At 65.9% G+C, this 23,716-nt stretch carries 21 protein-coding genes; 7 read left to right on the top strand and 14 right to left on the bottom strand.

The features are described from left to right. Nucleotides 1–158: 158 nt before the first annotated feature. The 7 genes from NMQ14_RS08250 to NMQ14_RS08220 all read right to left on the bottom strand — a co-directional run bounded on the left by NMQ14_RS08250 (nt 159) and on the right by NMQ14_RS08220 (nt 7,139). Complete coding sequence (locus NMQ14_RS08250) at nt 159–1,334, bottom strand: fatty acid desaturase (protein ID WP_257095107.1); 1,176 nt, start codon at nt 1,332–1,334, stop codon at nt 159–161. Nucleotides 1,335–1,410: 76 nt separating this feature from the next. Continuing rightward, on the bottom strand, nt 1,411–2,727 hold the full coding sequence (locus tag NMQ14_RS08245; RefSeq protein ID WP_257095105.1) for a mechanosensitive ion channel family protein: 1,317 nt from the start codon (nt 2,725–2,727) through the stop codon (nt 1,411–1,413). 5 nt (nt 2,728–2,732) lie between these two features. After that, nucleotides 2,733–3,338 (bottom strand): phospholipase D family protein, encoded by a 606-nt coding sequence (locus NMQ14_RS08240; protein ID WP_257095103.1) that lies wholly within the window; start codon nt 3,336–3,338, stop codon nt 2,733–2,735. Next, a complete protein-coding gene (locus NMQ14_RS08235; RefSeq protein ID WP_257095101.1) occupies nt 3,328–4,629 on the bottom strand; it encodes an RsmB/NOP family class I SAM-dependent RNA methyltransferase in 1,302 nt (433 codons plus the stop codon). Before NMQ14_RS08235 ends, NMQ14_RS08240 begins: the two co-directional genes overlap by 11 nt. Further along, nucleotides 4,626–5,828 carry a DUF3108 domain-containing protein gene (locus tag NMQ14_RS08230; protein ID WP_257095099.1) on the bottom strand — a complete coding sequence of 401 codons (1,203 nt, stop codon included), beginning with the start codon at nt 5,826–5,828 and terminating at the stop codon, nt 4,626–4,628. The genes NMQ14_RS08235 and NMQ14_RS08230 overlap by 4 nt, the downstream gene beginning before the upstream one ends. After that, nucleotides 5,821–6,462 (bottom strand): phosphoribosylglycinamide formyltransferase, encoded by a 642-nt coding sequence (purN, locus tag NMQ14_RS08225; protein ID WP_257095097.1) that lies wholly within the window; start codon nt 6,460–6,462, stop codon nt 5,821–5,823. Before purN ends, NMQ14_RS08230 begins: the two co-directional genes overlap by 8 nt. Nucleotides 6,463–6,521: 59 nt before the next feature. After that, nucleotides 6,522–7,139 carry a hypothetical protein gene (locus NMQ14_RS08220; RefSeq protein ID WP_257095096.1) on the bottom strand — a complete coding sequence of 206 codons (618 nt, stop codon included), beginning with the start codon at nt 7,137–7,139 and terminating at the stop codon, nt 6,522–6,524. A 211-nt stretch (nt 7,140–7,350) separates the two neighbouring features. Here NMQ14_RS08220 and NMQ14_RS08215 point away from each other — a divergent pair, with 211 nt between their 5' ends. Continuing rightward, nucleotides 7,351–7,878: a hypothetical protein gene (locus NMQ14_RS08215; protein WP_257095095.1), complete on the top strand. Its 528-nt coding sequence runs from the start codon at nt 7,351–7,353 to the stop codon at nt 7,876–7,878. Here the strand turns inward: NMQ14_RS08215 and NMQ14_RS08210 are convergent. Further along, a complete protein-coding gene (locus tag NMQ14_RS08210; RefSeq protein WP_257095094.1) occupies nt 7,799–8,455 on the bottom strand; it encodes a DedA family protein in 657 nt (218 codons plus the stop codon). The two genes, NMQ14_RS08215 and NMQ14_RS08210, sit on opposite strands and share 80 nt — an antisense overlap. Nucleotides 8,456–8,544: 89 nt before the next feature. On the opposite strand from NMQ14_RS08210, the gene mutL reads away from it, so the two are divergent. After that, a complete protein-coding gene (gene mutL / locus NMQ14_RS08205) occupies nt 8,545–10,302 on the top strand; it encodes a DNA mismatch repair endonuclease MutL (protein ID WP_257095093.1) in 1,758 nt (585 codons plus the stop codon). 2 nt (nt 10,303–10,304) lie between these two features. Continuing rightward, a complete protein-coding gene (miaA, locus tag NMQ14_RS08200; protein ID WP_257095092.1) occupies nt 10,305–11,246 on the top strand; it encodes a tRNA (adenosine(37)-N6)-dimethylallyltransferase MiaA in 942 nt (313 codons plus the stop codon). Nucleotides 11,247–11,557: 311 nt separating this feature from the next. On the opposite strand, the gene fnr is transcribed toward miaA, so the two are convergent. Then, nucleotides 11,558–12,292, bottom strand: coding sequence for a fumarate/nitrate reduction transcriptional regulator Fnr (fnr, locus tag NMQ14_RS08195; protein WP_257095091.1), 735 nt, complete (start codon nt 12,290–12,292; stop codon nt 11,558–11,560). Nucleotides 12,293–12,365: 73 nt separating this feature from the next. Between fnr and hemN the strand changes: the two genes are divergently transcribed. From hemN to NMQ14_RS08175, 4 genes are all read left to right on the top strand, one after another. Further along, nucleotides 12,366–13,751, top strand: a complete 1,386-nt coding sequence (gene hemN / locus NMQ14_RS08190; protein ID WP_257095090.1) for an oxygen-independent coproporphyrinogen III oxidase — start codon at nt 12,366–12,368, stop codon at nt 13,749–13,751. 143 nt (nt 13,752–13,894) lie between these two features. Further along, nucleotides 13,895–14,620 carry a sulfite exporter TauE/SafE family protein gene (locus NMQ14_RS08185; RefSeq protein ID WP_257095089.1) on the top strand — a complete coding sequence of 242 codons (726 nt, stop codon included), beginning with the start codon at nt 13,895–13,897 and terminating at the stop codon, nt 14,618–14,620. A 28-nt stretch (nt 14,621–14,648) separates the two neighbouring features. Beyond that, complete coding sequence (locus NMQ14_RS08180) at nt 14,649–15,074, top strand: universal stress protein (RefSeq protein ID WP_257095087.1); 426 nt, start codon at nt 14,649–14,651, stop codon at nt 15,072–15,074. 111 nt (nt 15,075–15,185) lie between these two features. Then, nucleotides 15,186–16,634: an HDOD domain-containing protein gene (locus tag NMQ14_RS08175; RefSeq protein ID WP_257095085.1), complete on the top strand. Its 1,449-nt coding sequence runs from the start codon at nt 15,186–15,188 to the stop codon at nt 16,632–16,634. Between the two features lie 34 nt (nt 16,635–16,668). On the opposite strand, the gene NMQ14_RS08170 is transcribed toward NMQ14_RS08175, so the two are convergent. The 5 genes from NMQ14_RS08170 to NMQ14_RS08145 form a co-directional block, all read right to left on the bottom strand. Beyond that, on the bottom strand, nt 16,669–17,469 hold the full coding sequence (locus NMQ14_RS08170; RefSeq protein ID WP_257095083.1) for a PEP-CTERM sorting domain-containing protein: 801 nt from the start codon (nt 17,467–17,469) through the stop codon (nt 16,669–16,671). 22 nt (nt 17,470–17,491) lie between these two features. Then, the gene (locus tag NMQ14_RS08165) at nt 17,492–19,387 is read right to left on the bottom strand and encodes a bifunctional UDP-sugar hydrolase/5'-nucleotidase (RefSeq protein WP_257095080.1); all 1,896 of its coding nucleotides are present in this window, start codon (nt 19,385–19,387) and stop codon (nt 17,492–17,494) included. A 447-nt stretch (nt 19,388–19,834) separates the two neighbouring features. After that, a complete protein-coding gene (locus tag NMQ14_RS08160; RefSeq protein ID WP_257095079.1) occupies nt 19,835–21,256 on the bottom strand; it encodes an endonuclease/exonuclease/phosphatase family protein in 1,422 nt (473 codons plus the stop codon). A 27-nt stretch (nt 21,257–21,283) separates the two neighbouring features. Next, entirely contained in the window at nt 21,284–22,459 is a 1,176-nt protein-coding gene (locus NMQ14_RS08155; protein ID WP_257095078.1) for an esterase-like activity of phytase family protein, read from the bottom strand. 18 nt (nt 22,460–22,477) lie between these two features. Next, the gene (locus NMQ14_RS08145; protein WP_306441152.1) at nt 22,478–23,695 is read right to left on the bottom strand and encodes a glycerophosphodiester phosphodiesterase; all 1,218 of its coding nucleotides are present in this window, start codon (nt 23,693–23,695) and stop codon (nt 22,478–22,480) included. Nucleotides 23,696–23,716: the final 21 nt, after the last annotated feature.

Genomic DNA, 23,716 nt, shown 5'->3' with positions numbered 1-23,716 from the left:
CGGCTGCCGCCCTGGCATCCGGCCGGTTCGAACGCACGGCCTCTGCGGGCCGTTGCGTTCCGTCGCACGTGCTGATCGGGTACCGGAACGCGGTACCACAAAGAAAAAGCCGGACGTGCAGTCAAGCACCTCCGGCTTTCGCCCACACGGGAAGTGCGTCAGACCGCGTAGGTCTTCAGGCACCTCGAAAAGTCCTGCAACTGCTTGATGCCGCTGGACTCAGCGCGTGCACACCAGTCCTGCAACTGCTTCAACAGCTGTTCGCTCGACGCGGTGGAACGCGCCCACAGCGCAATCAACTCCTGACGCATCGTGTGCACCGTTTCCAGTCGGCTGCTGTGTGCCAGAACCGATGCCATTTCTGCGTCGTCGCTTGCCGGCTGCGCGTTCTCGCTACGGCTGAGCCAGCGCTTGAAGCGCTGATAGCGGTCGCCGTCGGCAAGCGCCACATGCGACGTACGCAGCTTTTCAACCTCTTCAGCGTAGATCGAACGCAGCGACTTCATGTAGCGGGTCATCACGTCGTAGCGATGCGTGATGATCGCTTCGAGCGTCTGCGTATCCACCACTTCGCGGGCCTGGAAGCGCGGCTGCGGAATGGTTTTCTTGGCCTTGGCCAGCCCCATGATTTCGAGGATGCGGATGTACATCCAGCCGATATCGAACTCGTACCACTTCGACGACAGCTTGGCCGACGTGGCGAAGGCGTGGTGATTGTTGTGCAGCTCTTCACCGCCGATCAGGATGCCCCACGGCGAAATGTTGGTCGCCGCGTCGGTGCAGTCGTAATTGCGGTAACCCCAGTAGTGGCCGAGACCATTCACGACGCCAGCCGCCCAGATCGGGATCCACGCCATCTGCACGGCCCAGATCGTCAGGCCGAGCGGGCCGAACAGGATCACGTTGGTGATGAGCATCAGGCGGATGCCCAGCCCGGAGTGCTTGCTGTACAGGTTGCGCTCGATCCAGTCGTCTGGCGTACCCTGGCCGTAGCGCGCCATGGTTTCCTTGTTCTTCGCTTCGAGGCGGTACAGCTCGGCACCTTCGGTCAGCACCTTCTTGATGCCCAGAACCACAGGGCTGTGCGGATCTTCGGGCGTCTCGCACTTGGCGTGGTGCTTGCGGTGGATGGCCGCCCACTCCTTCGTCACCATGCCGGTGGTCATCCACAGCCAGAAACGGAAGATGTGGCTGGGCAACGGGTGCATTTCGAGCGCGCGGTGCGCCTGGTGGCGATGCAGGTAGATCGTGACGCCCGCGATCGTGAGGTGGGTAAACGCCAGCGCTACAACGATGTAACCCCACCAGGGCAGATCAATCAAGCCATTTAACATTCAGGTCTTTCTCGGTAAAGCAAAGGTCAAGCCTTGGATTCTACGCGAGCCGGGCCCGCGGTCAATTTGCGCCGCGTCAAGTGTTCGTGACATCACCCGGCGGGGCCGAAGGGTTCCGGTCGCGCATGATCCTCAGTTCGCGTTGCGGGAACGGTATTTCAATACCCGCAGCACGGAAACGTTCGAGTATTTCGAGCTGGATGGCCGAGCGCAGTCCGAGCGCACCCCCTTCCGGGTCGGCGATCCAGATGCCCAGCTCGAGGTTGATGCCCGAGTCGCCGAAGGAGTGGAGAAAGGCCGCCGGAGCGGGCGATTTCAACACCCGCTCCTGGGTCAGTGCGGCGTCCTGCAGGATGGTCAGCGCGGCCGGTACGTCGTCGCTGTAACTGACCTGCACCGCGATGCCGATGCGCACCTGCCGGTCCGACAGGCCTTCGTTCTGCACCACCGAACTGATCAGCAGCTCGTTCGGGATGATGGATTCGACACCCGACAGGCTGCGCACCACGGTGTAGCGCGTGGTGATCTGGGTGACCTGGCCCCGGTCGGCGCCGACCGAAATCAGGTCGCCGATGCGGATCGAGCGGTCGAGCAGCAGGATGAAGCCCGACACATAGTTGGCCATGATCTTCTGCAGACCGAAGCCCAGACCCACGCCCAGCGCACCGCCGAACACCGACAGCGCGGTCAGGTCGATGCCGACCAGTGGCAGCGTTATGATCAGCCCGAGCAGCACCAGCGCGACCTTCACGACCCGCGCCAGCACGATGCGCAGATTGCTGTCGATCGGTGCCCGCATCAGCTTGCGCTCGACCGATCCGGACAGCCAGACCGACGCGATCAGCGTCATCAGCACCCAGGCGCCGCCCTGCAGCAGCGTCCACATCGTCAGCTTCTGCTTGCCCAGCGTGATCTGCTGGCTGTCCAGCCAGTCGATCACTTCGGGCAGGATGTCCAGCGCGTGCATCGCCCAGGCGGTCCAGATGGCCAGCACGATCAATACCTCGAAGGTGCTCAGCCAGCCGGCCGGTGCAAATACCTGGCGCAGCGCATACACGATGAGCCGGATGACGCCCATCGCCACCAGCATGGCGATCACCAGATGCATCAGTACCGGCGTCTGGTGCAGCAGGGCGAATGCGCCTCGCGCCAGCGCGAGCAGCAGGATGCCGGCCAGCGGGAACATCAGCCGCTGCAGGCCGTCCCGGCCCAGCCGTGCCGCGTTGCTCAATACTTCGTTGCCATTGGCCAGCACCTCGGCACGCTGGCGCCGGATCATGTGACGCGCAAACAGACCAGCCAGTACGAGACAGGCTGCGATGACGCCCAGCTCCAGTCGCGTGCTGTCGAGCGCCAGCACCGCCATCAATGCGTCGAAAGGCAGGTTGTTCATCCGGATCAGTGGGTTACGGATTCACCGCGCAGGGTTTCCTGCACCGCATCTGCAAAACTGACCGACTGGGCGCGGTGGCGCTTCCAGTTCTGCATATATTGAGCGGCGAGCGCACGCTGGCCGCTCAGCACCAGCACGTTCTCGGCATTCTTCGATTTGCCCGCCACGCTGAAATTGTAGGAGCCGGTCACCACCACCGGATCCTTGCCGTCCGGGTCGATGATCATCACCTTGCTGTGTGCCGCGCTGTAGGCACCATCCAGCCACAGTGGCACGCCGTGACCGGCGACCCGAGGCAGCGCGCTGTATTCGTCCTTCAGCACCTTTTCGCGGTCGGCGATCACTTCGACCTTGAGGCCGCGCTCGTGCGCCGCGATCAGCGTCTTGGCGATCCGCCGGCTGGTCAGCATGTAGGCCTGCACATACACCGCCTGCCTGGCACCGTCGATCTGGTCCATGACCAGGCGCTCGACGTCGTCCCACGGCGCGAAACCGACTTCGACCTTGCCTTCGGCCGGCAGCGCCGGGCCCGCCTGCACGGAGCCGCCTGCCAGGTGGCCAGCGATCAGCAGGGCGGCAGCCAGGATGGGGGCGCGCAGTTCACGCTTCATCGACCGTCTCCGGGGTGTCGGCTGCGGTGTTCGGAGCGCGCCGCTCCATCACCGCGGCGTAGAAGCCGTCGGTGCCGTGGACGTCGGGGCGCAGTTCGAGATCGATGCCGGTATCCAGGTCGATCCGGCCGGCCGCGAGGATTTCGTTTGCCGGCAGACGCTCGAAGTCCGGGTGGCTGGCCAGGAAGGCATCGATCACGCCGCGGTTTTCCGCGTCGAGCAGGCTGCACGTCGCATAGACCAGACGTCCGCCCGGCTTCACCAGCCGCGCGGCGCCGGCCAGAATGGCGCCCTGCTTGACCACCAGTTCCTCGACAGCGGTCGGCGTCTGCCGCCACTTCAGGTCCGGATTGCGGCGCAGCGTGCCCAGACCGGAGCAGGGCGCATCGACCAGCACGCGGTCGATCTTGCCGGCGAGCCGTTTCACCTTGATGTCGTTCTCGCTGTCGATCAGCACCGGATGGATATTGGACAGCCCCGAACGTGCGACCCGCGGACGCATCTTGATCAGCCGCTTCTCCGATACGTCAAAAGCGTACAGCCGCCCGGTCGAGCGCATCATCGCGCCCAGGGCCAGCGTCTTGCCACCGGCGCCGGCACAGAAATCGACCACCATTTCGCCGCGTTTGGGTGCGAGCAGCAGCGCCAGCAGCTGGCTGCCCTCGTCCTGCACCTCGATGATGCCCTTCTCGTACAGCGGATTCTTCGTCAGCGACGGACGCTCGCCCAGGCGCAGCGCCCACGGCGAAAAGCGCCCGGGTGTCACAGTCAGGCCGTTGTTGGTGAGCGTCGCGGTGACCGCGTCGATATCGCTTTTCATCAGGTTGACGCGCAGGTCCAGCGGCGCCTGCGTGTTCAGCGCGCGCGCCAGCGACAGCAGCGACGCTTCGTCCATCTGCGTCAGCAGGCGCTCGATCACCCAGTCCGGCAGGTCGGTGCGTTCGCCCAGCGACAGCTCGGTGTCGGCGGTCGGTGCCAGCGTTTCCAGCCATTGCGCTTCGTTGCGCGAAATCAGCGGTGCGAGAAACTTGTGTCCGAGACCTTCGATGCGCGCCAGCGCGGTGATCAGCAGCTTGCGCGCACCGGCATTTTCGCCCGCCACGGCGCGCAGCCAGCGCAGACGGCGCAGCACCAGGTAGGCGTGCTCGGCGACGAAGGCGCGCTCGCGCGACTGCAACGCGCGCTGGTCGCGGAAATGCGCCGACAGCACGCTGTCGGCGGTATGTTCGAAACGCAGCATACGGCTCAGGACGTCGGCGGTGCTGTCTATCAGTTTTTCGGTCGGTTTCATCGCAGGTAGGGGTTGGCGGGTTCTTCCGCCGGCTCGTATCGGGGTGGCGGATCGACCGGGTCGCCGAAAGGCGCGGTCGTTCCGGCGGCGGCAGTGCCGGCGCGCAGGCTCAGGTTCTCGTACTCGATCAGGCGCACGCGCTGGTCGTACACATCGCCCTTGCGATCGGTGAAGCGGATCAATACCGGCAGCCAGCGCAGATTCGGTGCCAGCCAGACTTCGATCTGGTTATCGCCGGCCCGGGCGCGCGCCTGCAGCCGCTTGACCAGCTGCCGTCCGACGGCGGTATCGAGGCTGCCCAGTTCCGGATCGGCCACGAACCAGCGCGGTGTGTAGCGCTTGCCGGTGGCCAGCGTGAAATCGAAGTCGCCACCGTATTGTGCGCGCCAGATGATTTCAAGCCACAGGCTCAGCATGTCCTGCGCGCCGGCCGACAGCGCGTGCTCCGACTGCTTGGTGCCGGCGCGCAGCATAACCCGATTGCCGTTCCAGTCGAACACCACCTCTTCATCGGTCGCCTTGCCCTGCGTTGCCCGCGACACATAGCGCAGCGGCTTCAGACCTTTCGCCGTCACTTCGCCGGTGCTGCGCTGCTCGACGCGCAGCGGCTTGAGCAGGCCGGCCAGACCGGTCGTTTCAGTGACTTGATCCATCTGGTAGTCGGTGCCGTCGTGCACCCAGTGATAGCGGGTTTCCCCGATCGCCAGCTCGCCGCGGAACACCTCGAACTCCAGTTTCGCCTCGCTGACCACGGCACGCTGCGGTGTCAGGATGGCCGTATCGTCACGATCGGGCAATGCACCTTCGGCGATCGCCCGCTCCAGCAGTTCGCGATCGCCGATGGCCTCCTGGCTTTCGCCGTCATCCGTCACCGGATCGTCGTTGGGCGCGGGCTGCGGTGGCGCCTCAGGCTCGGACTCGGGCACTGGTTCCGGCTCCGGCTTAGGTCTGCGCGGCCTGGGCGGGCGCTTGGGCGTTTGCACCGGTACCGGCGTCGCTTCGACGACCCGTGGGGGCGTCGGCTCGGCTCTCGGTGGCGGCGGGGCGGGCGGCGCAATCAGCGCCGCATGTATCGTGCTGCGCTCGTCCGGCAGGCGCTCGTGATCGAAGCTGCGCAGCCCGCCGGCCAGCAGAAGGTGCAGCAGCACCGAAACGGCCAGTGCGAAAAGCAGCCGGGATCGGTTCAGCGGTTCAGACATCCGCACTCGGAACGCACAGCGCTGCACTGTCCGGCGCGGCATCGCCGCGCAGCACGGCACGGCCGTCACGCAGTGCGAGCCGGCCATCGACGAACCAGCGCACCACCTGCGGGTACAGCAGATGTTCCTGCACCAGCACGCGGGCGGCCAGCGTGGTTTCAGTATCGCCGGCCAGCACCGGCACCGCTGCCTGCGCGATGATCGGGCCGCCGTCGAGTTCGCCAGTCACGAAATGCACCGTGACGCCGGCCACCCGGCAACCCGCCTCGATGGCGCGTCGGTGCGTGTGCAGCCCGGTGAAGGCCGGCAGCAGCGATGGGTGGATGTTGATCATGCGGCCGCGATAGTGCTCGACGAAGCCGGGCGTCAGGATGCGCATGAAGCCGGCGAGCACGACCAGAGCCGGGGCATGGCGATCGATGCAGGCGGCGAGCGCAGCGTCGAAGGCGGCGCGGTCGGCATAGGCGGTGTGATCGACCACTTCGGTCGCGATGCCGCGATCGCGCGCGTACGCGAGGCCGGCAGCGTCGGGCCGGTTGCTGATCACGGCTCGGATGTCCGCCGGCAGGCCGGCGTCGACGATGGACCGCATATTGCTGCCGCGTCCGGAAATGAGGATGACGACGGATGTCATTCGGGGCTGTCGGAGGAGGGGGTCAGAGGCGGATTATCGCCGCCCGGCCCGCTGCCTGCCTATCTGACCGGCAGGAACACAGCGGTCGCCAGCGATTGCAGGATGCGTGTCACCACGCGCCGGTTCTTGTCGGCCACGATCTGCGAACTCATGTCGAGCCAGCCGATCATTTTGCCCATTTCGCGCTCGAAGCTGAGGTTGCGCACGCCGTCGGTGCCGATCTCGTTCGACAGCAGCAGCAATTCGCCCGCGGCGTCGCGCGACTGCGCCAGCTTCCACGCCGAAATCTCGACATTGCGCGCGCAGTTCGACAGCGCCTGAGGATCGAGTTCATCCATGATGAACAGCTCGGTCCGGTCCGCCCATGCAGTCTGGATCATGCCGCCCATGCCGACGATCAGCGCCGCCACCCGGTCTCCGGCAAACTCAGCGGAAAAGGCCATCCGCATCACTTCGATGTCGCGCTTGCCGTCGAATTCCGCCAGCTGCCAGCCACGGTCGGCGTTGAAAAGGCGGGCCAGCGCTTCTTCACGACTGTTCAGTCCGGCGCGCCGCCATTCGCGCGGGTTGCGCCGGTACAGCTTGTCGGCCAGCCGTTCCAGACTGGCGAATATCTCCCTGTGATGCGCTTCGAGTACGCGGTCGATATCACTTTTAACAATCTGTTTAGGATGCATGGAATCAGCCACTGGCGCGGGTTTCTGGCCGGTGCTGCCGCAGCCCGTGATCCAGTTGGCTATCGCGGCGCAACACAGCACGCGCACAATCGTTTTACAGGCTGTCATAGCACTCATGACCGACAGCGTACGACAACCCGGGCCCGGTTTGGGCGCGCGACGCAGCCGCGGCGCGCGGACCAGCAAGTCCCAGAACCTCCGTACATCAACCATGAAAATGGAACAACTCGAGCGTGTGCGCGCTCCGGGCGTCAAGGCAGGCAGCCGTCGCTTCGGCCAGCTGCTGCGCACCCTGATGCGGGCCGACCACGGCGGCGTACTGCTGTGCGGCGGGCGCGACGTCCAGTGCGATGCGCTGGCAATGGCGCTCGCCCGGTTGCGCGATCAGCCGTTGATGCGTGTCGAACTCGAGGCCGCCAACGACGAGCCGATCAGCGCAGAGCAGTGGCGGCCGTCGCTGCAGCAGGCGCGCCGGCAGGCGGCGCTGCTCTATCTTCATCTGGGCGATGGAGCCGAGGGCGCGTTCGGCCGGGTCGGCGGCGGGGTGGCCAGCCTGCGCGCCGAGCGTCTGCTGGCCGATGTGCAGCGCGCCGGTGTGGTCGTCATCGTCGCCGGTGCCGAACGCTACAGTTTCGCGCTCGAAGCGTGCTGGCCGCGCATCAGACTGGATTTCCCGAAGCCGGCCCGAACTTTGCGCGCACCCATGCGACTGCCAGGGGTGCGAGCGATATCGCGATGATCGCCAGAATCACCAGCGTCAGGTTTTCCTTCACCCAGGGCAGATTGCCGAACCAGTAACCGGCCAGCGCCAGCGACACCACCCAGATGATGGCGCCCGTGATGTTGAACATCGCGAAGCGCGGGTAGCTCATCTGCGCCACACCGGCCACGAAGGGCGCAAAGGTGCGGATCAGCGGCATGAAGCGCGCGATGATGATGGTCTTGCCGCCGTGCTTCTCATAGAACGCATGTGTGCGATCGAACGCCGTGCGGTTGAAGAAACGCGAATTCTCCCACTTGAACACCCGCGGGCCGCACCAGGCGCCCACCGCGTAATTCACCGCGTCGCCCAGCACGGCTGCGATGATCAGTAGCACGATCAGCAGGCCGATGTGCATGCCGCCGGCCGCTGCGATCGCGCCGGCGACGAACAGCAGCGAATCGCCGGGCAGGAAGGGCGTCACCACCAGACCGGTTTCGCAGAACACGATCAGGAAAAGGATGGCGTAGACCCAGGTACCGTACTGTGCGACCAGCATGGCCAGATGCTTGTCCAGGTGCAGCATGATGTCGATGAAGGTGGTGAGCAGTTCCATGGTGCGTTGCGCTGAATTCGAGCCCGGATGATAGCGGATGCGTGTGACGGCCCGTAAAATCGGTGCCCGCCCCTGTTCTGTGCCTGCGCATGCCTTCGATCCAGCTGCTGCCCGACCTCCTGATCAGCCAGATTGCCGCTGGCGAGGTGGTCGAGCGCCCCGCGTCTGTGCTGAAGGAATTGCTGGAAAACAGTCTCGACGCCGGCAGCCGCGACATCCGCGTGCAGCTTGAAGCCGGTGGGGTGAAGCGCCTGCGGGTGGCTGACGACGGCTGCGGCATGCCGCCGGAAGACCTGCCGCTGGCGCTGGCCCGGCACGCCACGTCCAAGATCGCCTCGCTCGACGATCTCGAAGCGGTCGCTACCATGGGTTTCCGCGGCGAGGCACTGGCGTCGATCGCCAGTGTGGCGCGGGTGGTCATCACCAGCCGGCACACCGGTTCGCCGCACGCCTGGCGGATCGATGCCGGCAGCGCGCCGGAGCCTGCCGCACTTGATGCCGGCACCGTGGTCGACGTCGCCGACCTCTATTACAACACCCCGGCCCGGCGCAAATTCCTGCGCACCGAACAGACCGAGTACGGCCACTGTGACGACGTGTTCCGGCGCATCGCGCTGTCCGTGCCGCAGGTCGCCTTCCAGTTGCAGCACAACGGTCGCGTCACGCAGCGCTTGCCGGTGGCCGACATGGCAAGCCGCGTGCGTGCGCTGCTCGGCGACGAGTTCATGCAGCATGCGCGCCCGGTCGAGGCCGATGCCGGCACGCTCCGGATATCGGGCTTCGTCGCCCAGCCGGCGTTTTCACGTGCCGGGCGCGACGCCCAGTACTGCTTCGTCAATGGCCGTTTCGTGCGCGACCGCCTGCTCGCGCACGCGCTGCGCGAGGCCTACGCCGACGTGCTGCACGGTGCGCGCCACCCGGCGTACGTCGTGTTCATCGAACTCGACCCGCGCGCGGTCGATGTGAACGTGCATCCGGCCAAGACCGAAGTGCGCTTTCGCGAGGCGCGCGGGATTCACCAGTTCGTATTCCATGCGGTCGAGCGCGCGCTGGCGCTGTCAACACAGACTGCCGAACCGGTCACTGTGCAGGCCGGTGTTCCGGACGCCTTCTCGCCGCCGCCCTCGCAATCCGGCTGGCCGATGCAGCAGGGCCGGGGCGTCGAGCAACCGCTGGCGCGCTACTTCGATTTCGTTCGATCCGACGGTCTGGCCCATGCGCCGAATGCGGTGGCTGCGGGCCTGGCGGACCTGCCGACCGAGTCCGGTCCGCCGCTCGGCTTTGCCCTCGCCCAGTTGCAGGGCGTTTATGTGCTGGCCCAGAACAGCGCCGGGCTCGTGCTGGTGGACATGCATGCAGCGCACGAACGCATCCTGTACGAACAGTTGAAGAAGGTGCTCGAGGGCGCGCCGGCGGTGCAGCGGCTGCTGATTCCGGCCGTGCTGTCGATGAGTGCGCGCGAGGTGGCGACCGCCTTCGAGTACGCCGACGTGCTCGACAAGCTCGGCTTCGACATCGGCCAGGCCGGGCCGAACGAATTGATGGTGCGTGCCGTACCGGCGCTTCTGGCGCGCGCCGATACCGCCGCGCTGTTGCGCGCGCTGCTGGAAGAGCTGCGCGAGGCGCCGGCCAGCCAGGTGGTCGAGCGCCGGCGCAACGAACTGCTCGCGACGATGGCCTGCCATGGCGCGGTGCGCGCCAACCGTCTGCTGGCGCTGCCGGAAATGAACGCGCTGCTGCGCGACATGGAAGCCTGCGAGCGCGCCGACCAGTGCAATCACGGCCGCCCGACCTGGGTGCAGCTCACCATGGGCGAACTGGACCGCCTGTTCATGCGCGGCCGCTGATCGTGCCGCCCGTGTCTGCTTCGCCGGTGCTGGTGCTGCTCGGTCCGACCGCCAGCGGCAAGACCGCTGCGGTCGCCCGCATTGCGCGCGCCCTGCCGGTCGAACTGGTCAGCGTCGATTCGGCACTGGTGTTCCGCGACATGGATATCGGCACCGCCAAGCCGACGCCGGAAGAGCGGGCACTGTGCCCGCACCACCTGATCGACATCGTGTCGCCGCAGGAGGCGTATTCGGCCGCGCGCTTTGCCGCCGCCGCACGCACGCTGATCGCCGCTATCCAGGCGCGCGGCAACATTCCGCTGCTGGCCGGCGGCACCATGCTGTACATCAAGGCGCTGCGTGACGGCCTGTCCGATCTGCCGGAGGCCGACGCCGCCCTGCGGGCTGATATCGATCGCCGTGCCGCCGAACAGGGCTGGCCGGCACTGCACGCCGAGTTGGCCGCGCGCGACCCGGACGCAGCCTTCCGTCTCAAGCCCAACGACGCGCAGCGCATCCAGCGCGCGCTGGAAATCGTCATGCTGACCGGCCGGCCGCTGGCCGAGAGCTACGCGCGACGCGAGATCGATGCGCCGCTGCCGCCGATGACCGTGCTGTCGCTCGAACCTTCGGATCGCGCCTGGCTGCACCGGCGCATCGAACAGCGCTTCGACGCGATGCTGACGCAGGGTCTGGTGGACGAAGTGCGACGGCTGCGCGAAAACTACGTGCTCGACGCCGGCATGCCGTCGATGCGCTGCGTCGGCTACCGGCAGGTCTGGAACTACCTCGAAGGCGACATCGACGCCGCCGAAATGCGCGACACCGGCATCTACGCCACCCGCCAGCTCGCCAAGCGCCAGATCACCTGGCTGCGCTCGATGCCGATCGATCAGCGCATCGATTGCTGCCGCGCCGACGCAGTCGGGCTGGTCATGGATGCTTTTGCTGCGCGGGCGGGGTGACGGATGGTGGAGTGTGGATGTTGGGCATCGCTGCGCTCACCCCAACCTACGGTTCGATCCGGCACCGGTATTGCCGCAGGCAGGTCGGGTTGAGCGCAGCGATGCCCAATACCCCAGCGTCGCCGAATCAATCCACGTGGAAAAAGCGCACCGGCGCCGCGCCAGCCCGTAGGTTGGGGTGAGCGCAGCGATGCCCAACACCCCAGCGTCGCCGAATCGATCCACGTGGAGAAAGCGCACCGGCGCCGCGCCAGCCCGTAGGTTGGGGTGAGCGCAGCGATGCCCAACACACCGCCGTCACCACCGTGCCTTCAGCAGCGCGGGCTCATCGCCTTTTTCAGCTCGTCCAGCTTGTGGATGCGGATGTTCTTGTTGCTGACCGACAGCAGTCCTTCATCCTGCAGGCGTGACAGGCCGCGGCTGACGGTTTCGAGCTTGAGACCCAGATAGGAGCCGATCTCCTCGCGCGTCATGCGCAGGTTGAATTCGGTTGCCGAATAGCCGCGCGACAGGAAGCGCTGCGACAGATTTACCAGGAAGGCTGCCAGACGTTCTTCGGCGCGCATCGTGCCGAGCAGCATCATCACGCTCTGGTCGCGCACGATTTCGCGGCTCATCACCTTGTGGAAGTGGTGCTGCAAGGTGTCGATCTCGCGAGACAGTTCCGACAGGCGGTTGAACGGGATGACGCACACCTCGCTGTCTTCCAGCGCACGGGCGTCGCAGTTGTGCTGACCCGTACCGATGCCATCGAGCCCCATCAGCTCGCCCGCCATCTGGAAGCCGGTCACCTGCTCGCGGCCGTCTTCCGACACGACTTCGGTCTTGAAGAATCCGGTGCGGATGGCAAACAGCGACTGGAAGGGTTCGCCAGACAGGTAGAGCGGCATGCCGCGCGCCACTTTGCGGCGCGTGCCGACCAGTTCATCGACACGTTCGATTTCCTGTTCCGACAGGCCGACCGGCATGCACAGCTCGCGCAGATTGCAGGCCGAACAGGCCACTTGAAGACCGTGTGACGTGATGGGTATCTGGACGCTGCTCATTATTGACGTTGATCAATGCGCGGTGGGAGGCGCGCTTGCATGATGGACGCACTGCAAAGTGTGCCAATAAATCATGAATGTCGCAAAAGAACTCGTGTTCGACCCGCAACTGATGCGGCGTTTTGACGTGCCCGGCCCGCGCTACACCTCGTATCCGACGGCGGATCGCTTCAACTTCTCACACGACGCACGGGCGCACGGGGCGCGGCTAGAGGCGCGCAATGCAGCGGCCGGGCCGCTGTCGATCTACATCCACATCCCGTTCTGCGACACGATCTGCTACTACTGCGCCTGTAACAAGATCATCACCAAGGACCACGCGCGCGCCGACAGTTACGTCGATATGCTGCTGCGCGAACTCGCAATGAAGGCCACACTGGTCAAGGGCAGCCGTGAAGTGGCGCAGCTGCATCTGGGCGGCGGCACGCCCACCTTCCTGAACGACGCGCAGATGACCCGGCTGTTCGAAGGCCTGCGCAGCCACTTCCGCATCGCCGACTCCGCGCAGTGCTCGATCGAAATGGATCCGCGCGGCGTCAGTGCTGCCCGCATCGCGCATCTGGGCTCGCTCGGCTTCAACCGCATCAGCATCGGCGTACAGGACTTCGACCCCGTGGTGCAGCGCGCGGTGAACCGCGTGCAGAGCGTGGAAGAGACCGAAGTCGTGCTGCGCGCGGCGCGCGCCAATGGCTTCGTGTCATCCGGCGTCGACCTGATCTATGGCCTCCCTGGCCAGACGCTCGACAGTTTCGACGCCACGTTGGCTACCTTGATCCGGCTGGCTCCGGATCGCGTCGCCATCTATCACTATGCTCACCTGCCGAAGCAGTTCATGCCGCAGCGGCGCATCGACGAAAGCATGCTGCCCGACGTCAGCGTGCGCCCGCAGCTGCTGAAGCTGGCGATCGACCGCATGCACGAAGCCGGCTACGTACATGTGGGCATGGACCACTTTGCCCGCCCCGACGACGAACTGGCGCAGGCGCAACGCCATGGCCGGCTGCAGCGCAATTTCCAGGGCTATTCGACGCATGCCGGCTGTGACCTGATCGGGCTCGGCGTGTCGGCCATTTCCCGCGTCGGCGCAAGCTTTGCGCAAAACCACCGCACGCTCGAAAGCTGGGCCAAGTCGATCGACGACGGTGAGCTGCCGGTCATGCGCGGTCTGGACATGACGGCCGACGACAGTGTGCGCAGCGCCGTGATCGGCGCCCTGATGTGCCACTTCGAATTGTCGATCGAAGCGATAGAAAGCAGTTACGCAATCGATTTCAAGAAGTATTTCGCTCCGGAGCTGGCTGAACTGCAGGAACTGGCCGATGCCGGCCTGCTGACCATCGAGCCGGACTGGATCGGCATCACGCCGCGCGGCCGCCTGCTGGTGCGCGCCGTCTGCATGGTGTTCGACCGTTATCTGCGCCTCGATTCGGAAACAGTCCGGTACTCGAAGGTCGTCTAGCGTCTGTGTTCCCTGAATTGCTTGCCCTGCGCGTGTGGTGAGCAGCCTGGCCCCGGCGGATGCGCGCGCTGCGGCGCCTTGCATGCGCGCGGCGCGCGGCGCACGATCGCGCCACGTACCCGTTCAAAAGTGATTGATTACCCATGAGTCTCGGTCTTGCCGCGGTATTTCTGGTCGGCCTGCTCGGTGGCGTGCACTGCGCCGGCATGTGCGGCGGCATCGTGTCGGCGATATCCGCCGGCGTGCCGCACGTCCACCAGCCGGGCTGGCGCGCGCAGTTGCCTGCTTTCTCGCTGCACCTTGCCTACAGCACCGGCCGCATCGCGAGTTATGCCTTTGCCGGTGCCGTCGCTGGCGGCATCGGGGGCGTAGGCCTGCTGGCCGGCAGCGCGCTGCCGCTGCAGACGGTGCTGTATGTGCTGGCCAATCTGATGATGATCGCGCTCGGTCTGTACCTCACCGGCTACACACGGGTGCTCGCGCCCATCGAGGCGCTCGGCCGCCCGTTGTGGGCGCGCATCCAGCCTGTCGCCGGCCGTTTCCTGCCGGCGCGCTCGCCGGCGCAGGCGCTGGGTGTCGGCCTGCTGTGGGGTTTCCTGCCGTGCGGCATGGTCTACAGCATGCTCGGGCTGGCCCTGCTGTCCGGCTCGCCGACCAGCGGAGCGCTGATCATGCTGGCTTTCGGGCTGGGCACGCTGCCCAACCTGCTGCTGGCCGGCATGCTGCTGACCCGGTTGCGCGCACTGACCCGCAATCCGGCGCTGCGCCGGGTGGCCGGCCTGATGGTGCTGGGCTTCGGTCTGGTCGGGCTGGCGCGCGCGTCCACCCTCGGCGACGGGCTGTGGAACGGGCTCATCTGCCATACTTGAGTGTCCCTGCAACCAGACTGATTTCATCATGCGTATCCTGCTTGCCGTCGATGGTTCCGAACACGGCGTACGCGCCACCACCGAAGTGCTGCGCCTGTCCGCCCATTTCACCAGCGTGCCCGAAATTCACTTGCTGTTCGTTCACGCGCCGGTGCCCAGCGGCCTGTTGCAGCAACACGTGAGCCGCGAAGCGCTGAACGACTACTACCGCGAAGAAGGTGAGGACGCGACCCGCATTGCGCTGGAAACACTGCGCAATGCCAAGGTCGAACCCATCCTGCACCTGCACGTCGGTCCGCCGGCGGAAACCATCGCCCGCTATGCCGAACAGCACGACTGCGAAATGATCGTGATGGGGCGCCGCGGTCATGGTGCACTGGCCAGCTTCGCGCTGGGCTCGGTCGCCAGCGGCGTGCTGCACCATTCGAAGCGGCCGGTGCTGTTGGTCCTGTAGCCCGGCTGCGCCCTGCCCGGGGGCTCGCGCCGGGCCTCACCCTCGCTCAAGAAATCACAGCGGCGCGCCGTTAGCCGGAAGAGTTACCCCTTTTCCGCTATGGACACGCACATGAGCGCCACACCCGTTGCCACCGATCCACTCGAAGCCTGGGTGGACAAGCTGCGCAATCAGGACATGCCCATCTTCAGCGCGACGCTGGCCGCCATCGGCGAGGTCGCGGAGAACGAGGCCAGCCCGACGTCGGCGCTCGGGCGCATCATCCTGCGCGATGCCGGCATGACCGCGCGCGTGCTCCGCATGGCCAATTCCGTGTTCTTCCACGGAAAGGGCGGTCGCATCAACACCATCTCGCGCGCCATCGTGCTGCTCGGCTTCGACACCGTGCGCAACATTGCCCTGTCGGTTGCGCTGATCGACGCCTTTCTGGCCGGTGGCGTGCGCGACCGGGTCAGCGCCGAAATGGCGCGCTGCTTCCACGCCGCCGTGCATGCGCGGCACGCCGCCACGGTGCGCGGCGATGCCTCGCCCGAAGAAGTGTTCATCGCGACCTTGCTGTCGCGCATCGGTGAGCTGGCCTTCTGGTGCTTTTCGGGCGAAGCGGGTCAGCAGCTGGATCGCGCCCTGCGCAAGCCCGGTGTCGTGCCGGAAAAGGTCGAAGCCGAAGTGCTCGGCTTCCGGCTGCGCTCGCTCACCCAGTTGCTGGCGCGCGAATGGACGCTGCCCGGGCTGGTGGCGAACGCCTGCGCAGACACCGCGCGGGCTGACAGTCGCGAGGCACTGGTGATCGCCAGCTACCGCCTGGCCAGTGCCGCCGAAGGCGGATGGCAAAGCGAAAGGGCGCGTGAATCGGTGCGTGACTACGCGAAGCTGCTGCGGCAGGACGTGGCCACGGTGGCCCCGGTGGTTGCCGCGCACGCGCGCGAAGCCGCCTGCCTGGCCGGCTTCTATGGTTGCGAGGACGCCGCGGCAAGGATTCCGGTGCCGACACGCCAGGACGACGAAGACGAAACCGGGGCACCGGCCGTTCTGGCCGATCCCGATCCGGCGCTGCAGTTCGACATTTCGCGTCGCATGGTGGGGCTGATTGCCGCGCACTCGGCGTCCGGCGCGGTGCTGGATATGGCACTCGAAGGCGCGGGGCGCTCGCTCGGCGCCGACCGTGCCGTGCTCGCGCTGGTCACCGCCAACCGCTCGCAACTCACGGCCCGCGCCACGCACGGCCGTGGTTCGCAGCAACTCATGCGCCACTTCAACTTCCTGCTGTCCGGGGCCGAGCGGGATGCGCTGACCGAACTGGTCGATCACGGACGCGTCATCGACGTCGAGGCCTCACATGTGCCTGCCCCCGGGTTGCCGTCGATCACGCGCCTGCGTTCGGCACTGGGTCAGCGGCACCAGGTGCTGGTGCCGATCAGTGCCCACAGCCACGTCGTAGGCGTGCTGTACGTCGATCGCGACCCGGCGCGCCCGCCATTGCGACCCGGCACGCCGGAGGCGCTCGCAACCTTTGCCCAGCTCGCAGGCATCGCCCTGGAAGCGTCCTCGCGCAAGGCCTGACGGCGCAGACCGGGCGGCCCCCGGTCTGCTTCCCTTAACTCCGGCGCCGCGACGCCGCAGCAATCAGGCCCAGACCGGCCAGCAGCAGCGCGTACTGTTCGGGTTCGGGCACGGCACTCACACCCAGCACACCGTCAATCAGCGCCGACGATTCGAGCAGGTTGCCCGGTCCGATCGGGCCCAACAGGTTGCTGCCCAGACTGGTGTAGGCGCCGAAACCGACATCCAGTTGCAGCACGGAACCGACCGTGCTGTCGAAGCTGAAGCTGAACACATCGCTGGAGAAGGTCGGGACCAGATACTCGGCAATCGTGACATTGCCATCGCCGCGCACCGTCATCGACAGATAGGTCGGCGTCGACATGCCGGTCATGGCGGACGAGAACAGCGTGTCCGCCGTACCGGCGAAGGTCACGCGCACGGCACTGCCGAGCGCTTCGCCATCGCTTTCGATGCGCAGGTGCGCCAGCATCGTTGCAGAGGCGGTGTCGCTGCCGGAATCGATGGACAGCGGCGCGTCCGCGTCGAGCGAAACGCTGCGGCTTGCCTGTATCGTCACGTTCGACGGGTCCGATGCCGCATCCAGCAGCAGGGACTGGCTCCACACATGGGACAGTGCGCCGGCCGTGCTTTCTCCGCCGCCAAAGCCCAGCACCGTGCCGGCGCCCGACAGGTCGTCAAGCGACCCGCCGAAGCCCGTGCTGGTCGAAAGCACGCTCACGGACGTATCCGATGAACCCGAAACGCTGCCGGACAGCAGGCTGAAGTGTGCCGCCTGGGCGCTCAGGCCCAGAGATGCCAGCGCGAGGGCCAGCGAGGTCTTGATCATGTTCATTCCGATTCTCCTTGGTCAGGCGTCAGTTGCGCGTGATGCGGTCGCGCGGGCCCGGCGCCACGCCGGACGGATTGGCTTGCAGATAGGTTTCGAAAGCATCGGTATCGACCGCGCCGCCGAGGCGCTCGCTGCCGTCCTTGAGCACCGCGAAGCCGTCGCCGCCGTCGGCGAGGAAGCTGTTGACCGTCACCCGGTAGCTGGCCGCGGGATCCACCGCGACGCCATTGATGGTCATCGAGGTGACGCGCTCGTTGCAGGCATTGGCCGCGGTGTAGGCGTAGTTGAAGCCGACCGATACCTGCAGGATGCGCTGCGACGACTGGCCGTTGCAGCCCGCGAACTGGGTCTCCAGCAAGGTCTTGATCTGCGCGCCGTTGAGCGTCATGGTGACCAGCGAATTGCCGAAGGGCTGCACGGTGAAGGCGTCGCCGTAGGTCACGTTGCCGTCCGGTGCATTGAACGGCAGATCGGCACGGATGCCGCCCGGATTCATGAAGGCCGCCACGGCTTCACCGGTGCCGACGTCGTGGGTGGCGTCGAGCTGGGCATCGGCGATCACGTCGCCCAGTGCGGATTCGCCGGCGGCGTTCTGCGAACGGCTGATCGCCGCCGTGATCTTGCCGATCACACGCGCCTTGGGCTCGGCCGACAGATTGTCGTAGTGAGCGACCAGATCGGTCAGCGCGGCATCTTCCGCAGTCGCGGTGCCGGTGGTCAGGTTGTTGGCCGCCACCGCAATCACGTCACGGCTGCGCGTGTCGATGGTCAGGTCGATGTCGGTCAGGTTGCGTGCGTACTGACCACCCGAAGTCACGCGCACCGGCAGGCCGGCGGCGTTGTTGATCAGGCAGTTGTAGGCCTGGTGCGTATGGCCCGAAATCACCAGATCGACTTCCGGATCGAGGCGATTGACGATATTCACGATCGGGCCCGACACGCCGGTGCAGCCATTGATGCCGCCGGAAGCCGCGCCACCTTCATGGATCAGCACGACCACGGACTCGATGCCCTGCGCCTTCAGTTGCGGGATCAGCGCATTCACCGTATCGGCCTCGTCGCCGAACTGCAGACCGGCCACGCCGGACGGCGACACGATGGTCGGAGTGCCTTCCAGCGTCATGCCGATGAAGGCCACCTTGTTGCCGAGGAAGTCCTTCACGCCGTAGCCGGGGAACACCGTGGTGCCGGTGGCGCTGTCATGCACGTTGGCGGCCAGGAAGCGGAACTTCGCACCGGCGAATTCGCCGCCTTCCAGATCCTCGTTCATGCCCAGGCCCGAATAGGCGTCGGTCGGATGGTTGCCGCCGTGCTGCATGCGCAGCAGTTCGTCCTTGCCTTCGTCGAACTCGTGATTGCCGACCGCATTGAAGTCGATGCCGATGCGGTTCATCGCTTCGATCGTCGGTTCGTCCTTGAACAGCGCCGAGGTCAGCGGGCTGGCGCCTATCATGTCGCCGGCCGACACCACTGCGTGCAGCGGATTCTGCGCCTTCAACTCCTTGATGCGGGTCGAAAAGCGGGTGACGCCCGGGTTGCTGCTCGAACCTTCGAAGGGCTTGATGTAGCCGTGGAAGTCATTGAAGGCGATCAGCTTCACCTTGAGCGTGGTGCCGATCTGCGAGGCGCGCGCTGCCGTGAGCAGGCGCGCGCGCTCGAGGGCGCTGATCCTGCCCGACTTCTGCAGCGACATGGTCACGGTCGACACGTGGGCGATGAAGGCGGCCTGATTGCCCCATGCGTCCTCATCCTTGATCTGGCTGTCCACGGTGGCGCAGCTCGCGTCCAGAACGCGGTTCGGCACCCTGGTGTCGGTGCTGCCGAAAAGCACGTTCTCGGTGTAAGTGCCGGGTGTGCAGGCGAAAGCCGCCTGGCTCAGTGCGCCGGCGACCGCCAGCGCGAGGAACTTCATGCGCATCATGTTCTCCTGTTGATTTTGCAAACCTTGCGCAGTCTGAACAGCGCACGTTACGGCGCAGGGACAGCGAGATGACCGAAAGACCCGCGAGAACCATGAGCCAGTGGTCGGCTTCCGGTACCGCAGTCACCTCGATGCTCAGCGTGGGGCCGGCATAGGTGTTCTTGTAGCCGGCATAGGTTGCAGCGACGCCGCTGTTGCTCTCGACCCGCGCCAGCGTCACCAGCAAGTCGGACAGGACATCTGCTGCCAGGGCCTGCGCGCGTGCGTTGTTCGGGGCGGTGCGCTTGAACAGGCTGTCGGTTTCGCGGACCCCTGTTTATTTCGCAACGCGCCCGCCGATGCAGCCCGGCACGGCGGAAGCGCTCGCAACCCTTGCCGAGCTCGCAGGAATCGTCCTGGAAGCGTCGTCGCGCAAGGCCTGACCGGGCAACGCCCGGTCAGCTTCCCTTAACTCCGGCGCCGCGACGCCGCAGCGATCAGGCCCAGACCGGCCAGCAGCATCGCGTAGGTTTCCGGTTCGGGCACGACCGTCACATCCACCCACACCGCCTTGTGATCCGAGCTCGGGTAGTTCGCGTACAGGTTCCGGTCGCGGAAATTGCCGACCAGGTCGTATTCGTCGCCAGTCGTGTTCGGCGCGTTGCGGTCAGGGTCAGCCGGCCAGAAGATGCCGGCGCCCTCGATCTGCAGGTTGGCTGAGGGCAATACGTAATCCACACGCAGATTGCCCGGTGCCGAGTCGCTGAAGTCCGCGGTGTCCCGGGTCGGGTCGCCGACATGGCTCTGGTTGGCGTTGCCGTTGTTCGACGGATGCGTGGCGGCGTCTGCACCGCCGGGGGCCGTCGGGGTGACCGAGGTATTGATCAGCGGGTTGTCCAGCAACTGGCCGATGGCGTTGTACTGCTGACCATTGACCGTGCCCTTGAAGCTGTCGCCATCCAGCGGGTCGGCGTTGTAGTCGCCGGCGATGACGAATTTTGCGCCGGCTTCCAGACCGCCGGTGTTGCCCTGGTCGTCGTAGATGTAGCCCGCACCGGCAACGTAGTCGGCCCAGAAGCGGATTTCGTCGTGATTGCGCTTGCCGTTGCGGTCTTCCGGGCCGTCGAAGGTCGGCGGCGTCGGGTGGGCCGTCAGGAAATGCACGTCCTGACCGTTGATGCGCACCGTCACGTCGACATGGTTCTTCGACGACAGGCGCAGCGCGTCGATCTCGGCCGGCGAGTAGAAATCGGCGAGATTGCTGGCGGTCGGGTCGTTGGTCAGCAGGTTGCCCGGCATGTCCTTCCACAGGAAGGTCTGGAAGCTGCGCACGCTGACGATTTCGTACTTCGAATAGATCGTGAAGCCGAACTGGCCGCCGAAGTTGCCGAATCCGAAGGCGTCGTCGCCGCCGGAAATCGCGCCGTTGTTGTTCAGGTCGAAGCCCGATGCCAGACCGGTATTGGTGTTCGGCGTGTAGCGATACGCGTAGTCAATGCCGCTGGTCAGGCCGCGCACCGCGTTGCCGTGGCCGGCGGACAGGAAGTTGTCCTGGAACAGCTTCGCCCCGTTGCTCGAATAGCCCAGGCCGGTGGCGACGCTACTGGCGGTCGGCGTGCCATTCAGGTCGAAGTCGAATTCATTCACCAGCAGCACGTCGGCATTCACGCGCTGCGCGATTTCGGCCACGTTGTGCGCCTGCTGGATGCGGTTGGCAACAGTCTGCGTGACGCCGCCGGTCGCCAGCGGGTTGGCGAGGTCGGACAGCAGCTGGCCGGCGGCGTCGCGGTTCAGCGAGGCATTGAAGGTGGCGAAACGGACGGTTTCCGCCTGCGCGGCGCCAGCCGTGGCCAGCAGTGCAAGGGCGATCGGGGTGAGGGCGAATTTCATGTTGGAAGCTCCTTTGTGGGCCGCGCGTCAGCGGCGGCGCAGGCGCAGCGTCAGCGTCATCAGGCCGAGGCCGGCGATGAACTGCGCATAGCGGGTGGGTTCGGGTACGGCGGATACTTCGAGTGCGATGAACTGCGTGACCTGCGTGCCGCTGAAGTTGTTGTCGGCCGCCAGCACCAGCGTGCGGTTGCCATTGGCCAGCGTGTGGCCCCAGCTGATCGCCTCGATGTTGTCGAGCGTGATGCCGTCAAAGGTGATCGGCATTTCGAGCAGCAACTCGCGGCGCATCGGCGTGTAGGTCGCGCCGACGAGACTGTCGAAACTGCTCACGTCGGTCGTGTCCGGCATGATTTCGGCCAGCGTGAGGCGGATGGTGTTGCCCACGCCGAAGGCGAAGGCACGTTCCACCGCGATGAACTGCGTGTCGGAAATCGCCAGCAGTTCCGGCAGGCCGTTGTCCGGGCCGAACGGCGCGCCGGGCACGGCATCGACCGGAATCGGCGGCAGTGCGTATACATATTGCGCACCGGCCGCGCCGCTGACCGGATCGAGCGCGGTCACGCGTACCACGCTGCCGTTGCTGATCGATGTGAGCGGGCCGTCCTGTACCAGCGCGTCTTCATTCGCGGTCCAGATCGTGCCATTCGGCGCCACAGTGAGTGCTTCGAACAGCTTGTTGCTGCGCCCGCCCGTGGTGGCGTTGTCGACGTAGTTGAACATCGCCGGCGTCGCGAACTCGCGCACGAAGGCGCCCGAGGTCGTCATTTCCCGCACGAAGGGCTGGTAGCGGCTGGCCGGGTTGCCACTCCAGTTGCCCTCCGACGACCAGTACATATTGCCGTTGGGCGCAATACGTATGCCTTCCGGATCGACCGTGCGCGCGTTCGACGGGAAGGTCGAGCCGTCCGGCCGCTGCATGAAGGTCTGGCTGTTGATGGTGACGCCGTTGAAGCCGGCGGCGTCGTAGTCCAGCGACAGGTTGTAGAAGCGCGGCGTGCCGCGCTCGCCGCCGCGGTCATCCGAAATCGCCCAGTAGCGGCCGTCGGCGGCGCGGTCGAGCCCGGAAATGCCACCGAACTCGACGCCTTCGAACAGCGTGCCGGTCGCGATGCGCTGCTCGCCGATGACGCGCAGCGAGAAATCGGCCGCCAGCGCATGCCCGGCAAAGGTGGCGAGCAGGGCCACCAGCAAGGTCTTTTTCATTTCGTCGTCTCCGGTTGATCAGGCGCGACGGCGGGCGGCTGCGCCGATCAGGCCGAGACCGGCCAGCAGCATCGCCCAGGTTTCGGGCTCGGGCACGGCGGCCAGTGCAGCCAGCGCGGTGTCCGGGTGATCCGAAAACACGCCATCCACGCCCAGGGCGTAGAACGCGGCGTATTCCTCTTCCGGCGTGCCATAGCCGAGCTGGTAGCCGATCGAGTCGTCGCGGAAAGTCCAGGTGTGAACCAGCAGACCGCGCTCGTGGGCGGCTTCGACGATGCCGGTGCTGCCCTCGACCAGCCGGTCGCGCGCGTCGATCACGCCGTCGCCGGTGCGCTCGACGCCATCGGCCACCGTCTTCAGCAGATAGGGCTTCCACGGACCGATGCCGTCGGCGTAGCCGGCGATGAAGTCGAGGCCTGCTGCGGTCAGCAGGTCGCCGAAGGTGCGCGGGTCACCTGCTTCGGCGAAATCGAACGGGCGGTCATACGGCGGAACCGTCAGGTCCATGCTGCCGTCGGCATTCACGTCCCAGGCATCCATCAACTGCACCAGACGGATGTCGGTCTTCCCATTCAGATACTGCAGGTTCGATACTTCGAAGGACTGGATGAACACCGGCGCGGCGGCCGAGTTGCCGTAGGCGGCATGCAGCGTGCTGACCAGCTTGTCCTCGAAGTAATTCGCAGCAAAGCCGTTGTTCGCGGCCTGCGCATTCATGTAGACCGAGTGCTTCAGTTCCGGATAGATGCCCACGCCCTTCGACTGCGCCAGCGTGATCACTTCGTCCAGCGTCGGAATTTCGTACAGGCCGTTGAAGCTCTGGTCACGGTCGGCGCGCGGCTGGATGGCGCGCAGCATCTTGATTTCGGCCAGCGTGAAGGTGTCGGCGAAGTAAGCGGTCGTGGATACGCCGTCGAGCAGTCGCGTGGACTTGCGGCTGGTGTCGAACACGCTGGAAACATTGGTTGTGCCGTCCAGAATCGGCTCGTGGCGAGCGATCAGGTGGCCATCCTTCGTCAGCACCAGATCGGGTTCGATGAAGTGCGCACCCTGTTCGATGGCGAGCGCGTACGACGCCAGCGTGTGCTCCGGCAGGTAGCCGGATGCGCCACGGTGGCCGATGACGATCGGGGCGGCGCCATCGAGGGTGTTCCAGGCGAAGGCCGCCGGTGCGTTGAACGCGGACAGCAGTGCGACGCACAGCAGGGCGGGACGAAGCGTGACCAGATTTTTCATGAGTGTCTCTCCGGGGGATGC

The sequence above is a fragment of the Methyloversatilis sp. XJ19-13 genome (assembly GCF_024580155.1).
Lineage (GTDB): Bacteria > Pseudomonadota > Gammaproteobacteria > Burkholderiales > Rhodocyclaceae > Methyloversatilis.
This window is presented reverse-complemented; position numbering and strand designations above follow the sequence as displayed.